Origin of the sequence: Agromyces sp. NPDC058110, from assembly GCF_042884735.1 — a bacterium.
Classification (GTDB): domain Bacteria; phylum Actinomycetota; class Actinomycetes; order Actinomycetales; family Microbacteriaceae; genus Agromyces.
On the sequence record NZ_JBHVTI010000003.1, the window covers coordinates 73,631 to 88,144 of the forward strand.

General features: G+C 71.7%; 11 protein-coding genes. 6 read left to right on the top strand and 5 right to left on the bottom strand.

The genetic code is table 11. From position 1 onward, the window contains the following. Positions 1-107: 107 nt before the first annotated feature. The 4 genes from ACFVS8_RS07955 to ACFVS8_RS07970 all read left to right on the top strand — a co-directional run bounded on the left by ACFVS8_RS07955 (position 108) and on the right by ACFVS8_RS07970 (position 4,594). Positions 108-1,898 carry a circularly permuted type 2 ATP-grasp protein gene (locus tag ACFVS8_RS07955; RefSeq protein ID WP_387059990.1) on the top strand — a complete coding sequence of 597 codons (1,791 nt, stop codon included), beginning with the start codon at positions 108-110 and terminating at the stop codon, positions 1,896-1,898. Then, positions 1,892-2,821 carry an alpha-E domain-containing protein gene (locus tag ACFVS8_RS07960; protein ID WP_387059993.1) on the top strand — a complete coding sequence of 310 codons (930 nt, stop codon included), beginning with the start codon at positions 1,892-1,894 and terminating at the stop codon, positions 2,819-2,821. Before ACFVS8_RS07955 ends, ACFVS8_RS07960 begins: the two co-directional genes overlap by 7 nt. After that, positions 2,818-3,663 (top strand): transglutaminase N-terminal domain-containing protein, encoded by an 846-nt coding sequence (locus tag ACFVS8_RS07965; protein ID WP_387059996.1) that lies wholly within the window; start codon positions 2,818-2,820, stop codon positions 3,661-3,663. The genes ACFVS8_RS07960 and ACFVS8_RS07965 overlap by 4 nt, the downstream gene beginning before the upstream one ends. Before the next feature lie 82 nt (positions 3,664-3,745). Further along, positions 3,746-4,594 carry an alpha/beta hydrolase gene (locus ACFVS8_RS07970; RefSeq protein ID WP_387059999.1) on the top strand — a complete coding sequence of 283 codons (849 nt, stop codon included), beginning with the start codon at positions 3,746-3,748 and terminating at the stop codon, positions 4,592-4,594. Positions 4,595-4,694: 100 nt separating this feature from the next. On the opposite strand, the gene ACFVS8_RS07975 is transcribed toward ACFVS8_RS07970, so the two are convergent. Both ACFVS8_RS07975 and ACFVS8_RS07980 read right to left on the bottom strand, forming a co-directional pair. Beyond that, on the bottom strand, positions 4,695-8,501 hold the full coding sequence (locus ACFVS8_RS07975) for an NPCBM/NEW2 domain-containing protein (RefSeq protein WP_387060002.1): 3,807 nt from the start codon (positions 8,499-8,501) through the stop codon (positions 4,695-4,697). 395 nt (positions 8,502-8,896) lie between these two features. After that, entirely contained in the window at positions 8,897-9,541 is a 645-nt protein-coding gene (locus tag ACFVS8_RS07980) for a histidine phosphatase family protein (RefSeq protein ID WP_387060005.1), read from the bottom strand. 88 nt (positions 9,542-9,629) lie between these two features. Between ACFVS8_RS07980 and ACFVS8_RS07985 the strand changes: the two genes are divergently transcribed. Continuing rightward, positions 9,630-10,679 (top strand): biotin/lipoate A/B protein ligase family protein, encoded by a 1,050-nt coding sequence (locus ACFVS8_RS07985; RefSeq protein ID WP_387060008.1) that lies wholly within the window; start codon positions 9,630-9,632, stop codon positions 10,677-10,679. A gap of 88 nt (positions 10,680-10,767) precedes the next feature. After that, complete coding sequence (locus ACFVS8_RS07990; RefSeq protein ID WP_387060011.1) at positions 10,768-11,088, top strand: hypothetical protein; 321 nt, start codon at positions 10,768-10,770, stop codon at positions 11,086-11,088. A 54-nt stretch (positions 11,089-11,142) separates the two neighbouring features. Here the strand turns inward: ACFVS8_RS07990 and ACFVS8_RS07995 are convergent, their stop codons facing one another. From ACFVS8_RS07995 to ACFVS8_RS08005, 3 genes are read right to left on the bottom strand one after another with little or no spacing between them, the layout of a single operon-like run. Beyond that, complete coding sequence (locus tag ACFVS8_RS07995; protein WP_387061177.1) at positions 11,143-12,543, bottom strand: amidohydrolase family protein; 1,401 nt, start codon at positions 12,541-12,543, stop codon at positions 11,143-11,145. Beyond that, a complete protein-coding gene (locus ACFVS8_RS08000; RefSeq protein ID WP_387060014.1) occupies positions 12,543-13,784 on the bottom strand; it encodes an MFS transporter in 1,242 nt (413 codons plus the stop codon). The genes ACFVS8_RS07995 and ACFVS8_RS08000 overlap by 1 nt, the downstream gene beginning before the upstream one ends. Then, positions 13,768-14,451: a FadR/GntR family transcriptional regulator gene (locus tag ACFVS8_RS08005; protein WP_387060016.1), complete on the bottom strand. Its 684-nt coding sequence runs from the start codon at positions 14,449-14,451 to the stop codon at positions 13,768-13,770. The genes ACFVS8_RS08000 and ACFVS8_RS08005 overlap by 17 nt, the downstream gene beginning before the upstream one ends. Positions 14,452-14,514 lie beyond the last annotated feature (63 nt).

The following is a 14,514-nucleotide window of genomic DNA, read 5'->3' on the forward strand; positions in this document are numbered from 1 at the left end:
ATTAGCGTTGCTAAAGAAATGCGGTGGCCGAGAGCGGGCGAACGGATGCCGCAGGCGCGACGCACGATGGAAACAGCCCGGTAACCGGGGGTTGGAATGCTCTCGTCATGGCGACACTCTTCGACGGATATGCCACCGCGGGCACGAACCGGGCCGGGCGAAGGCGGCGCGCGGGGCGCCCGTGGGACGAGATGTTCCCCGACGGCGAGGCCGGCGTGCGCGAGCCCTACCGCGAGCTCTATCCCGCCCTGGCCCGCATGTCGCAGGACGAACTGCGGGGGCGAACCGACGCGCTGGCCAGTTCGTACCTCGCGCAGGGCGTCACGTTCGACTTCGCAGGCGAGGAGCGGCCCTTCCCGCTCGACGCCGTGCCGCGCGTGATCGCCGCGTCCGACTGGGAGCGCGCCGAGACGGGCGTCGCCCAGCGCGTGCGCGCGCTCGAGGCGTTCCTCGCCGACGTGTACGGGCCGCAGCGCGCCGTCGCCGACGGGGTGATCCCGGCCGCGCTCATCAGCTCGTCGACCCACTACCACCGGCAGGCGGCGGGCATCGTGAGCGCGAACGGCGTGCGCATCCACGTCGCCGGCATCGACCTGATCCGAGACGAGCTCGGCGACTGGCGGGTGCTCGAAGACAACGTGCGCGTGCCGAGCGGCGTGAGCTACGTCATCTCGAACCGCCGCGTCATGGCGCAGACCCTGCCCGAGCTGTTCACGTCGATGCGCGTGCGGCCGGTGGGGGAGTACCCGAACCGGCTCCTGCAGGCGCTCCGCGCGAGTGCGCCGGAGGGCATCGAGGATCCGACGGTCGTCGTGCTCACCCCCGGCGTGCACAACTCGGCGTACTACGAGCACACCCTGCTCGCCCGGCTCATGGGCGTCGAGCTCGTCGAGGGCCGCGACCTGTTCTGCTCGGGAGGCCGGGTGTGGATGCACACCACGGCCGGACCGACGCGGGTCGACGTCATCTACCGCAGGGTCGACGACGAGTTCCTCGACCCGCAGCAGTTCCGGCCCGACTCGGTGCTCGGCGCCCCCGGGCTCATGCTCGCCGCCCGCCTCGGGCACGTCACGATCGCGAACGCGGTCGGCAACGGCGTCGCCGACGACAAGCTCGTCTACACCTACGTGCCCGACCTCATCCGCTACTACCTCGGCGAGGAGCCCGTGCTCCCGAACGTCGACACCTGGCGCCTCGAGGAGCCCGAGGCGCTCGCCGAGGTGCTCGACCGCCTCGACGAGCTCGTCGTGAAGCCCGTCGACGGCTCGGGCGGCAAGGGCCTGGTCATCGGGCCGGATGCCTCGAAGGGCGAGCTCGACGAGCTGCGCACGCGCCTGCTCGCCGACCCGCGCGGGTGGATCGCGCAGCCCGTCGTGCAGCTCTCGACGATCCCGACGCTCGTCGAGGACGGCCTGCGCCCCCGCCATGCCGACCTGCGGCCGTTCGCCGTGAACGACGGCGACGAGGTGTGGGTGCTGCCGGGCGGCCTCACGCGCGTGGCCCTGCCGGAGGGGCGCCTGGTCGTGAACTCCAGCCAGGGCGGCGGATCGAAGGACACCTGGGTGCTCGAGACGCGCGAGGCGCCGCTCATCGACACGGGCGGGTTCCCCGTCATGCTCGAGCAGCCTGGCGTCCGCTCGGTCGGCGCGCTCGTGGCCGACCAGGCCTCGCCGAACACGCCGGCCGCGACCGGGCTGCACGGCACCCACGCCGTCGTCGGCGAGACCCGCGCAGCGGCATCCGCGCCCTCGCCGGTGACCGCCTCGCCGCAGGACGAGGAGGCACCGGTGCGCCAACAGCAGCAACAGCAGCAACAGCAGCAACAGCAACGACGAGATCCGGAACCACGGATGCCGGGGCATCCGCTCGCCGAAGGTCGGGAGGGCACGCCATGCTGAGTCGCATCGCCGAGTCGCTGTTCTGGATCGGCCGGTACATCGAGCGCAGCGACGGCACCGCGCGCATCCTCGACGTGCACCTGCAGTTGCTGCTCGAGGACCCGTGGATCGACGAGGACACCGCGTGCCGATCGCTGCTCAGCGTCATGGGCAGCGAGGCCGAGAGCGACGAGCCGCTCGGCCGCGACGACGTCATCGCGCTGCTCGCCGTCGACCGCAAGCATCCCGCCTCGATCGCGCACTCGGTGGCCGCCGCCCGCGAGAATGCGAGGCGCGCCCGCGAGATCGTCTCGACCGAACTGTGGGAGGCGCTGAACCACACGAACGCGCGCATGCCGCACCGGGTCGCGAGCGACAAGACGCACGAGTTCTTCCGCTGGGTTCGCGACCGCTCGGCGCTCGCGATCGGCGTGGTCGACTCCGCGACGAGCCGCGACGAGGCCTGGCACTTCTTCGCCCTCGGCCGTGCCATCGAGCGCGCCGACATGACAGCGCGCCTGCTCGCGACCCGCTCACTCACCGAGGCGAGCGGGCCGAGCTGGACCACGATCCTCCGCAGCTGCGGCGGCTACGAGGCGTACCTCCGCAGCTACCGGGGCGTACCGTCGACCGAGTCGGCCGCGGAGTTCCTGCTGCTCGACCGGCTCTTCCCGCGGTCGATCATCTCGAGCGTGATCCGCGCCGAGGAATCGCTCCGGGAGATCGACCCGAGGGCCGGCCGCGTCGGGGTCACCGACCAGGCGAGGCGCCTGCTCGGCCAGATCCGGTCGGAGCTCGAGTACCGGCCGATCGCCGACATCCTCGTCGACCTGACGGGGCACATGGAGCAGCTGCAGGCCGTCACGTCGGCCACGAGCGAGGCGATCAGGGCGCGCTACTTCCCGACGAGCGTGGTTCCGGTCTGGATCGGGGAGGTCTCATGAGCCGCATGCGCATCGTGCACCGCACGGGATTCACCTACGCCGAGCCGGCGACGGCCTCGTACAACGAGGCGCGCATGCTGCCGCACTCCGACGGGCACCAGTTCGTGCTGCAGTCGGGCCTCGACATCCGGCCGGGCGCGAGCCAGCACGCGTACCTCGACTACTGGGGCACTCGCGTGTCGACCTTCGAGGTGCTGACCCCCCACCAGGAGCTCTCGGTCACGGCGACGAGCCTCGTCGAGGTGCACCAGGCGCCGGCGCCGCGCGGCGAGATCTCGTGGGACGAGCTCGAGACGGCGGCCGCTTCGACGGTGACCCTCGTGGAGGCGACGGGTCGATCGCGGCAGACCGACCCGCCCGATGAGGTGCGCGCGCTCGCCGCGGAGATCCGCGCCGAGGGCGGCGGCGTCGGCGAGACCGCGCTCGAGATCTGCCGGGCCGTCGGCTCCTCGATGGAGTACATGCCCGGGGTCACGGGCGTGCACTCGACCGCCGCCGAGGCCTGGGCCGAGCGCAAGGGCGTCTGCCAGGACATCACGCACGTCGCGCTCGGCGCCCTGCGCTCGGCCGGCATCCCGGCGCGCTACGTCTCGGGGTACCTGCACCCCGACCCCGAGGCATCCGTCGGCGAGACCGTCGTCGGCGAGTCGCACGCGTGGATCGAGTGGTACGCCGGCGAGTGGCGGGGGTACGACCCCACGAACCTCGTCGAGGTCGGCGATCGGCACGTGCTCGTCGGCCGCGGTCGCGACTACGGCGACGTGCCGCCGCTCCGCGGCGTGTACGCGGGCCCCGGGTCGTCGGAGCTGTTCGTCTCGGTCGAGATCACCCGCGTCGCATGAGGCGGCTCGGCGGCCGGTGGGTGCTGCGGCGCGTCATCGGTCGCACCTGTCGATCGGATGCCGCGCCTGCCATGATGTGCGCATGCCGACGTTCACCGATGCGCACGGGGTCCACATCCACTACCAGTCGTGGCGTGTGCCGGAGCCGACCGCGGTCGTGCAGCTCGCCCACGGCGTCGGCGAGCACATCGGACGGTACGGCGAGCTCGTCGAGGCGCTGAACGCGGCCGGCTACTCGGTCTGGGCCGACGACCACCGCGGGCACGGGCAGACCGGGTTCGAGCAGCACGGCGGCGACCTCGACCGCATCGGACGGCTCGGCCCCGGCGGGCTGCGCGCCACGATCGACGCGGTGCACCGGTTCACGGGCGTGATCCGCGAGACCGAGGGCGCCGACCTGCCGCTCGTGCTGCTCGGCCACTCGTGGGGCTCGCTGATGGCGCAGATCATCCTCAACCGGCATCCGCAGGACTACGACGCCGTCGTGCTCACCGGCACCGCCTACCGCACGCTCTTCGACATGAACGGCGGCGACCTCAACGCCCGCCACAAGCACCTCGGGCCGACGCCGGTCGAGTGGCTCAGCCGCGACCCCGCCGTCGCGCCGGCGTTCATGGCCGACCCGTACACGACCGCCGTGCCCCTGCGCAAGCTCTTCGGCACGCTCGACGCCGCGCGCCTGCTCGGGCGCCCGGCGAAGCACCTGCCGGCCGAGCTGCCGCTGCTGATCCTGGTCGGCTCCGACGACCCGCTCGGCGGCGAGACGAGCGCTGTGAAGCTCGCCAAGGCCTACACGCGCCGGTCGGGGCTCGTCGACGTGACGCTCGTGGTCTACGACGACGCCCGCCACGAGGTCTTCAACGAGATCAACCGCGACGAGGTGCGCGGCGACCTCATCACCTGGCTCGACGAGCGGTTCGCCGTCGACTGAGCGGATGCCGCGGCATCCGTCGCCCGACGCGAACGGCGCTCCCCCGGAGACCGGGGGAGCGCCGTCGTCTCACGATCGGGCCGTGATCACCGGCCGGTGATCACCCGCACGTGAACTCGGCGTCGCCCCACACGCCGTGGGCGCCGTTGATGCCGCCCGGTGCCTCGACGAGCAGGTCGACGTACTGCGCACCGGCGAGGTCGACGTTCACCGCCTCGGGCGCGAAGCCCGGCGTGAACGTGCGCGACTGGAACCGATTCACGCCGTCGACGTCGACCTTGAAGATCACGTTCCCGGCGAAGCCGGACTCGAGGCCCACCTCCGAGGTGAACGCGCTGCACGAGCCGCCGACGTAGTAGGTGATCTTCGAGAGCGCGTGCACGCCGAGCCCCTTCTCGTAGGTCGGCGACTCGCCCGTGGCGGGATCGGTCCAGTTGATCGCGAGCGGCTGGTCGGGCGAGTCCGCGGCGTCCTTGTTCGCCACGTCCTTGCCGATCACGCCCCACCCGTTCGTCGCGCTGACCCAGGTCAGGTCCGACGCCCATGCGGTGGCGGTGGGCCCGGGCGGCAGCGGCTGGTCGACGACCTTCCAGTCGAAGATCTTCAGCCGGCTCTCGGTCGGGAGCACGACGTACGCGAGCTCCTTCGCGGGGTTCAGCCGCAGCACGTTCGAGTACACCTGATAGTTGCCGTTCGGGTACTCGTACACGTTCGGGTTGTTGCCGTTGTTGCGGCCCTTCGACGTGATCGCGACCGTCGCGCCGCCCAGGCCGGAGGCCTGAGGCAGCCAGTTCGGGAAGAACACGCCGCGCTGCTCGGTCGTGCCGTCGGCGTAGTGCAGCTCGAGCTCGGGGTTTACCCCTCCGCCCGACGCCGCGGACGCGAGCAGCGCGAGATGCGTGCCCCGGCCTGTGACCGCGATGGTCTGCCCGGCCGGGGCGACCGCATTCGGCGTGCCGACGCCGTCGGGCCACGTGTACTCGATCGCGGCGTCGCCCGTGCCGACCGTGACGGTCGAGCCGGGCGTCACGCCGGCGCGCTCGAGCGCCTCGGCGCTGAACGTCGCGCCGCCGCCGTCGAAGTCTCCCGACTTCGCCGTCGTGAGGCTCGTGATCGCGGTGGCGTTGAACGCGCCCGCGAGCGAGCCGTACGCCACGTAGATCTGGTTCGCGCCCGAGACCGTGCCCGCCGTGCGCTGCGACGTGTACGCCGCCTCGACGTTCACGGTCTGCAGGTCGGCGGCCGCGGCATCCGTGACCTCGAAGACGAACTCCGCGGTGGCGGTGCCGCCCTTCTTGACCGTGCCGACGCGGTCGCCGCTCGCCGACACGAGCGACCAGCCCTCGGGTGCCCCTGGCGTCAGCACGACGCCGTCCTTCGACTTCGACCCCGTGTTGCGGAACCTCGCGGTGACCGTGGTCTGCTCGCCCTGGAACACGCGGTTCGCGACATCGACGGCGACGGATGCCGCGGACAGCTCGGCATCGTCGCCGCCCACGCCCGTCGTGGAGGTGAGCGTCAGGCGGGCAGAGGCATCGGATGCGATCGCGCCCGTCGAGACGACGACCACGCCGCCCGCACGCTCGGCATCGAACGCCCAAGCTGCCGTGCCCTCTTCGAGCGCGTCGACGTCGGCCACGCGAGGCAGGGTCTTGCTGCCGAGCTTGACCTGCTTCGGCTCCGAGCCCGTGTGCGCCTCGACGACGTACGGGCGGGCGTCGGCCTTGCCGGCGTAGTCGCCCTCGCGTTCGCCGATCTCGATGCGCACGGTGCCCTGCTTGCCGGCCTTCGGCGCGTCGACCTCGAACTCCTGGCTGCTCGACGCGCCCTCGGCGTAGCCGCGCGTGACTCCGTCGTCCTCGTAGAGGGTGAACTCGCTGTCGCCCTGCGGGTAGACCGACAGCGTGATGGGCGAGTCCCCGGGCACGAGCGAGGCGTTGCGCGCCACGATGCCCTGCGGCACGAGCGCGCCGGCGCGAACGAAGACCGGCAGCCGGTCGAGCGGAGCCGGGTGCCCGTTCAGCACCTGGCCGCCCTCGTGCACGCGTCCGGTCCAGTAGTCCACCCACTGCTCGCCCGCGGGCAGGTAGATGCCGTTGCGCACGCTCGTCTTCGTGAAGACCGGCGCGACGAGGTAGTCGCTGCCGAGCAGGAACTCGGTGTTGGCCTCGACGCCGTACGCGCCGGGGTCCTCGGGGTACTCGAGCGCGATCGACCGCATCATCGGCAGGCCGCTGCGGTGCGACTCGGCAGCCAGCGTGTAGATGTAGGGCATGAGCTGCTGGCGCAGCTGCAGGTACGACCGGTTGATCTCGGTCGCCTGATCGCCGTACAGCCACGGCCGCTTGTCGACCGAGGCCCAGCCGCTCATCGAGTACAGGGCCGGCGCGAACGCCTTCCACTGCAGGTCGCGCACGTAGCTCTCGGCCGAGCCGCCGAAGATGCCGTCGACGTCGCCGGTCGTGAACGGCAGGCCGGAGTTGCCGGCGCCCGTGAGCGCCGAGACCTGCCAGCGCACGGCGTCGAGGTTGCCCGAGTGGTCGCCGGTCCACTGCATGCCGCATCGCTGCGACCCGGCCCAGCCCTCGACCATGAGCGAGGTGCCGCGCGCGTCGGAGTACTGCTCGATGCCGCTGTGCGCGGCCTCGCAGCCGGTGAGCGCGAGGCGGTAGCCCGAGCCGACCCAGGCCACGTCGAGCTTGCGCAGGCGGATGCCGGCGTCGCCGACCTCCGACTCCTGCTCGGTCAGCGAGCGCTGCGTCCAGAGGCCCGTCTCGAGGGCGGTCTCGGCCTTGATCGCGTCAACCGTCTCCGGAAGCTCCTGGTACTCGCAGCCGTAGCCGTCGTTCACGAGCATCCAGCCCGCGGGCATGTCGTGCTCGACGAAGCCCTTCGCGATCTCGAGGGCCTGCGGGGTGCGGAGCTTCGCCGGGTCCTTCGAACCCGAGTACGTCGGGCTCGACCGGTTGTAGCAGTCGGCGTCGCCGTACTCGAGGGCGTACACGGGCGGCATCATGGGCCGGCCGGTCAGCTTGGTGTAGCCGTCGAGGGCCTCGGCGTAGTCGCCCACGAAGTAGTAGGCGTCGAAGCGCTGCTCCTCGTGCGTGGTCGTGTGGGCGGCGAAGTCGTAGCTGCCGCGCGCGAAGGTGTTGCGGAGCACGCCGTAGCCGTTGGACGACATGTAGTACGGCACGGCGTTGGGGTAGCCGTCGTCGTCCCAGTCGTAGTTGCGGGCGATGTTGATCGTCGCCCCGGTGTGCACCGAGCGGCCGTTCTGCATGCCGCCGCCGAGGACCTGCTCGCCGTCGATGCCGGTCAGGTGCTGCGTGGTCGACGTCGCGCCGAAGCTCAATGGGGCCGACTCGGCCCAGACGGTCGTGCCGTTGCTTCGCTTCAGGGTCGTGGCCCCGGTCTGCCGGTCGATCGTGAGGGCGACCTTCGAGGTCGAGAGCGTGATCGGCTTGCCGCGGCGGTCGGAGACCGAGATCTTCGCGCCGTCGAAGTCGTCGGTGCCGACGACGATGTTCGCGGTGCGTGCGGGGTCGCCCTCGGGGGTGTTCGCCGGGTCGGTGAACTCGCCGGTGGGGCTCGCCTCGAGTCGGAGCGTGCGCTCGTCGAGGAAGGTGACCCGGTAGGCGCCGTGCTCCGCGGTCAGGGTCACGGTGGAGCCGTGCTTGGAGACGCCGGTGATCGCGCCGAGCGAGGCGCCCTCGGCATCGACCGGCACCTCGGGGGCGACCTTCTTCGGGGTGATGGGCGTCGGCGCGCCGCTCGCGGCGGCCGCCGGCTCGGGTGCGATGGCGAGGCCGGCCGCGCTCACGCCGGTGACGGCGAGGAGTGCGGCGAGGCCGAGGGCGGTCAGGCGCCTGGGCGGCCCTACGATTCGTGTTCCGGATTGCTGCATCATTGCTCACCTTCATCGAAATGATGTTTGCTGACGTTATTCGTCTCCAAACACGCAAATGCAAGCATTCCGTGATCAATCCCGTCAAGAGGTCATCCGGGTGGTGGACGGCCGTTCTGCGCCGCGATCATGCGGAACGCGGTGGTGACCGATCGCTCAGTGCAGGTGAGCGGAACGCGCAGATTCGAAACCCGAGGCGGCCGTATCGCCCGTGCTTCCGGGGCTGTGCAGCGAGCAGCCGGGATGCGCGTTCGGCCCCCGTTCAGGGGGCAGCACCAGGTTCTCGGCCTCCGCCGTGCGGGTGGCGGGTCGCGGAAAAACTTCGGCGACGCGGATGTCGCGGCGGGCCGGGGCTCCGTCGGCCGCGGCTCAGGCTGTCGCACTCGGCCGGGCGCGACTCAGCCGGCCGCGCGCCCCGGCGGCACGTCGAACCCGAGCAGTCTGATGCGCGGGTGGTGCGAGGCATCCGACTCCGTGGCCCACGGGTACACGATCGTCGTGATGCTGCAGTTGCCGAGCACGGGGAGCAGGTCGCGGTAGCCGTCGGGGTCCATGCCCGCGAGGTCGCAGAAGAGCAGTCGGATGAGGGTCGCGTGCGCCACGATCAGCACGTGCCCGTCTGGGAACTCCCGCACGAGTTCGTCGAACACCGGCAGCGCACGGGCGATGCCGGCTCGCCCCGACTCGCCGCCCGGCAGCGGGTTGCTGGCCGGCGCCCGGCAGAACGCGGCCCACTCGTCGGGGTACCGCTCGGCGAGCTCGTCGGGCGTGAGCCCCTCGGCATCGCCGAAGTCGATCTCGACGAGCCGCTCGTCGATGCGCAGCGCGAGCCCGGTCGTCTCGACGCTCGGGGCCGCCGAGCGCCGCGCCCGTGACAACGGCGACGCCACGATCGCGTCGAGGCCGGCGTCGACCGCCCACGCACCGAGCGCCGCCGCCTGGCCGAGGCCGTGGCGCGTGAGCCCGACATCCGAATTGCCGGCGTACCGGTGGTCTGCGTGCCAGACCGTCTCGCCGTGGCGTGCCAGGTAGAACGTGGTCATTCGAGCCCCCTGCCGTCACGACGATCGTACGGTGCGAATCTCCTCCGCACCGGAAACGGGGTGGGCCCGCGGTCGTAGGCTGTCCCTCATGCACGGTGAGTACAAGGTTCCCGGCGGCAAGCTCGTGGTCGTCGACTTCGACGTCGTCGACGGCGTCATCCGCTCGCCCCGGGTCGCGGGCGACTTCTTCCTCGAGCCCGACGAGGCGCTCGCAGACATCGACGGCGCGCTCGACGGCCTGGCCGCGGCATCCGATGCGAAGACCATCGCGGCCGCCGTCGCCGCCGCGCTCCGACCCGACGCGGTGCTGCTCGGGTTCTCGCCCGAGGCGATCGCGGTCGCGGTGCGACGTGCGCTGACGGATGCCACGAGCTGGTCGAACTACGAGTGGGAGGTCGTGCATGACCCGGCCGTGTCGCCCCGCGTGCACCTCGCGCTCGACGAGGTGCTGGCCACGCGCGTGGGCGACGGGCGCCGCAAGCCCACCCTGCGCTTCTGGGAGTGGGACGAGTCGGCCGTCGTCATCGGCAGCTTCCAGTCCGTCAAGAACGAGGTCGACCCCGAGGGCGCCGAGCGCAACGGCTTCGACGTCGTGCGCCGCATCTCGGGCGGAGGCGCGATGATGATGGAGCGCGGCAACGTCGTCACCTACTCGCTCTACGTGCCGGCCGAGCTCGTGCAGGGCATGAGCTTCGCCGACTCGTACGCGTTCCTCGACGACTGGGTGCTGCAGGGCCTGCGCGGCCTCGGCATCGAGGCGACCTACCAGCCGCTGAACGACATCGCCTCGCCTCTGGGCAAGATCGGCGGCGCCGCGCAGAAGCGCCTCGGCTCGGGCGGCGTGCTGCACCACGTGACCATGGCCTACGACCTCGACAACGAGAAGATGCTCGAGGTGCTGCGCATCGGCCGCGAGAAGATCAGCGACAAGGGCATCGCCTCGGCGGCCAAGCGCGTCGACCCGCTGCGTTCGCAGACGGGGCTCAGCCGCGCCGCGATCATCGAGGCGCTCATCCAGACCTTCGTCTCGCTGCACGGCGCGACCCGCGGAACCGTCGCACCCGACGAGCTGGCCGAGGCCGAGGCGCTCGCCGAGTCGAAGTTCGCGAGCGAGGAGTGGCTCTACCGCGTGCCGTGACGGCCCGATCGCCCGGGCCGCCTGCCGCCGCGTGCCCGCCTGTGAGTCGGGTGAGGAACGCTCATGCACGCACAGGTAGACTCGCCGGATGGATTGGTGGATCTGGCTCGGCATCGGTGTGCTCATCGTCGCCGCGCTGACCCTCTCGGTGCGCCGCGGATGGGTCGACCTCTCCGACAAGACCCGCAAGGGCAAGCCGAGCGGCAGCGCCGTGATGATGATCGGCGACGAGGTGTTCGCCCCGCGCAAGTACGAGGCGCAGATCGAGCAGGAGCGCCAGGCGCGGCTCCCCACGCCCGCCCCGCTCGCCGGCGACCCCGACAAGGGCATCTCCTACGCGGCCGCCGAGGTCGACACCGGCGACCCCGACCGGTTCAAGGGGCGCATCCGCCTCGACGTCGAGCGCTGACCGGCGGCCCGCCCTCACCTGGTGCGTCGTGGGGCTGTCCGCCCGCTCGGCCGATCAGCCGCCGCGCTGCACGCGTTCGGCCGCACGCCGGTGCCGTTCGAGCGCGACGGGGACGTCGACGGTCTGCAGGCGGCCCTCGCGGACGACGAATCGGCCGCCCACGATGGTGTGCCACGCCGTGGCGGGCCCGCACTGCATCAGCCCGGTGATCGGGTCGTCGAGCACGCCCGCGTACTGGAGCGTGTCGACGCGCCACACCGAGACATCCGCGTTCGCGCCGACCCGGAGCACGCCGATCTCGCCCGCCCTCCCGAGGGCCTGCGCGCTGCCCCGGGTCGCCATGCGGAGTGCGGCTCGGGCGCTCATCGCCGTGGCCGTGCCCTCGCGCTGCCGGCTGAGGAGCATCGCCGTCTTCGTCTCGAGCCAGAGCGACTGGTGGTCGGAGGCCGTCGCGCCGTCGCAGCCGATGCCGACGTTCACCCCGGCGTCGAGCATCGGCCGAATCGGCGGGGGTCCGCCCGGCAGCCCGCCGTCGATCATGGTCATGCTCGGGCAGTGCGCCACCGAGACCCCGGATCGCGCGAGTGCGGCGATCTCGCGGGCGCTCGGGTAGATCACGTGGGCGAGCCAGGTGCGGTCGGTGAACCAGCCGGACTCCTCGTACACCTCGAGCGGCCTGCGCCCGTACCGCGCCCGGACGAAGGCCTCCTCGTCGGGGTCGTCGGCCACGTGGCTGTGCAGCCGGAGATCGAGTGATTCTGCCAGCACGCGCGACTCGATGATCGCGTCGCTCGAGGAGCTCATGAGCGTGCTCGGCCCGACGCCGATGCGCACCAGCGAGTCGGCGCCGCGATCGTGATGCGCCTCGACCAGGCGCACCGTGTCGGCGAGCACGTCGTCGAGGTCCTCGACGAGCTCCGGAGGGCAGACGCCGCCGTCGTCGGGACCGATCGTCATCGAGCCGCGCACGGGATGGAAGCGCAGGCCGATCTCGCGTGCCGCGACGATCTGCACGTCGATGAGCTCGGGCTCAGGGTGCAGGTAGAGGTGGTCGGCGCTGGTCGTGCAGCCGCTCAGCGCGAGCTCTGCGAGTCCGACCGTGGTCGAGATCGAGGCGGCCTCGGCGTCGAGCCGGCCCCAGGCCGTGAAGTAGGTCCAGAACCACTCGGTCAGGTCGGTCACGGTGTCGGCCGGCGCGAACGCCCGGGTCAGGTTCTGGTAGAGGTGCTGGTGGGCGTTGACGAGCCCAGGGAGCACGAGGCATCCCGTCGCGTCGACCACCTCGCGCGCCGGAGGCGGCGGCGAGTTCCGACCGCCGATCGCGACGATCAGCCCGTGGTCGATCGCCATCCAGCCATCGGCGATCTCGGTGCCTTCGTCGTCGAAGCAGGCCAGCAGCCGAGCATCGCGGATGAGGAGGTCGACGGCGCCGTGTGCGGTCTCGGTCGCGCGCATCACGACCGCCCTCCGACGTGGGCGAGCCGGGCAGCGGGCGGATCCGCCGCGACGACGACGCGCCTCCCGGCCGCCCAGCCGGCCGCGGTCTGCGCGGCGACCACCGCGATGAGGATGCCGACCGCGACGGTCCACGGCACCTCGGCCGCGTGGAGCAGGCCGAGTGCGAACGGTCCGAGCGCCGCGATCGCGTAGCCGAAGCCCTGCGCGAACGCCGAGAACGCCGCGACGTCGCCCTGCGCCTTCAGCACGATGAGCGACACCCCGAGGCCGAACGCGGCGCCCTGAGCGAACCCGAGCACGGCGATGAACGCCGGTGCGAGCTCGAGCGGGGCCCACGCGACGCCCGCGAGCCCGATGACGACGCCGACGCCGACGAGTGCGACGAGCACGTGCTGCCGACGCAGGCGACCGGCGACGAGCGAGACGAGCAGCGACGCCGGCAGGCCGGCGATGCTGAGCCATGCGAGGAGCGCGGCGGCGTGCTCGGCCGAGGTGCCGCGATCGACGTAGAGCGTGGGGAGCCACGCGATGACGGCGAAGAACACCAGGGCCTGGCACCCGAAGAACCCCGTCACCTGCCAGAGCAGGGGAGTGGCCCGGAACGGCTGCCGCGAGTCGTCGGCCGGGGCAGCCGATGCGGCGCGCCGCGCGCCGGCGGCCCGATGCGCCACGACGGACGCGACGAGCGCGAGTGCGATCGCGAGCAAGGACCACGAGGCGAGTGCGAGGGGCAGGGAGTCGAGCTGCGTGACGAGAGGTACCGTCAGGCCCGCGCCGATGGCCGCGCTCACGCCGAAGCTCGTCGAGAAGACGCCCGACCACAGGCCCGCAGCCCTCCCGAGGTGCTCGCGGATGAGGTGGGGCATGAGCACGCTGAGCCCCGAGATCGACGTGCCCACCACGACGGTGCCGAGGAAGAGCGCAGCGGGGGCGACCGGGCGGAGCGCCACCGAGAGCGCGAGCAGGGTGGCGAGCAGCAGCACCGACCGCTCGGAACCGAGCTTGCGCTCCAGAACGGGAGCGAGTGGTGCGCCGACCGCGAGGAGCAGCACGGGCAGGCTCGACAGCATAGTGGTGCCGACCGATGTCAGGTCGTACTGGGCGCCCACCGCATCGAGCGTCGCCGAGACGCTCGTGATCGGATCGCGGAGGTTCAGGCCGGCCAGGACGACCAGCGCCCCGTAGGTGACCGCCGACCGCCGGTGGGCGCTCGCCGGCCGGTCAGCCGAGGTTCGCATGCAGCTGCTTCTCGTGGTCGTCGAGCACGCTGAGCGCCGCGAGGGTCGCCGCGCTGCTGTCGCCGTTCGCGATCGCCGTGTAGAGGGCGTCGTGCAGGTCGCCGTGCGGACCTTCGGGAACCGCCATGCAGTTCGTGCGCGCGACGGAATCGCGCAACGAGGGCTCGAAGCTCGCATAGAGGCCAGCGAGCAGGGTGTTGCCCGAGGCCCGGGCGATGCCGACGTGGAAGGCCACGTCGTGGTCGACGAACGCCGCGACCTCGTCGTCGGCGACGGCCGAGGCGCGCCCTTCGAGCGCGGCGCGGAGCAGGAGCAGGTCGTCGGCGGAGCGGTGGAGGGCGGCTTCGCGTGCTGCGAGCACGTCGAGTGCGCGGCGCACCGCCACGACCTCGGTGTCGACGGCGCGCCCGAGCGCGTTCGAGAGGGCGATGGTGGTCTCGTCGTCGGCGACCACGTAGGTTCCATCGCCCTGGCGCGTCTCGAGCAGGCCCAGCTGCACGAGCGAGCGCACGCCCTCGCGGACCGAGGGGCGGCTGACGCCGAGTGACTCGACGAGCCTGGCCTCGGTGGGGATCTTGCTGCCGATCGGCCATGCGCCGCTCGTGATCTCCTCGCGGAGATTCTCGACGACGGTGTCGACCAGTGACACGCGGGCGATCTGCTTCATTCCGGTTCCCTCGTTCAAAATTATGTGATAACCATATCATCTGACAAATTGATCGGGGAAGCC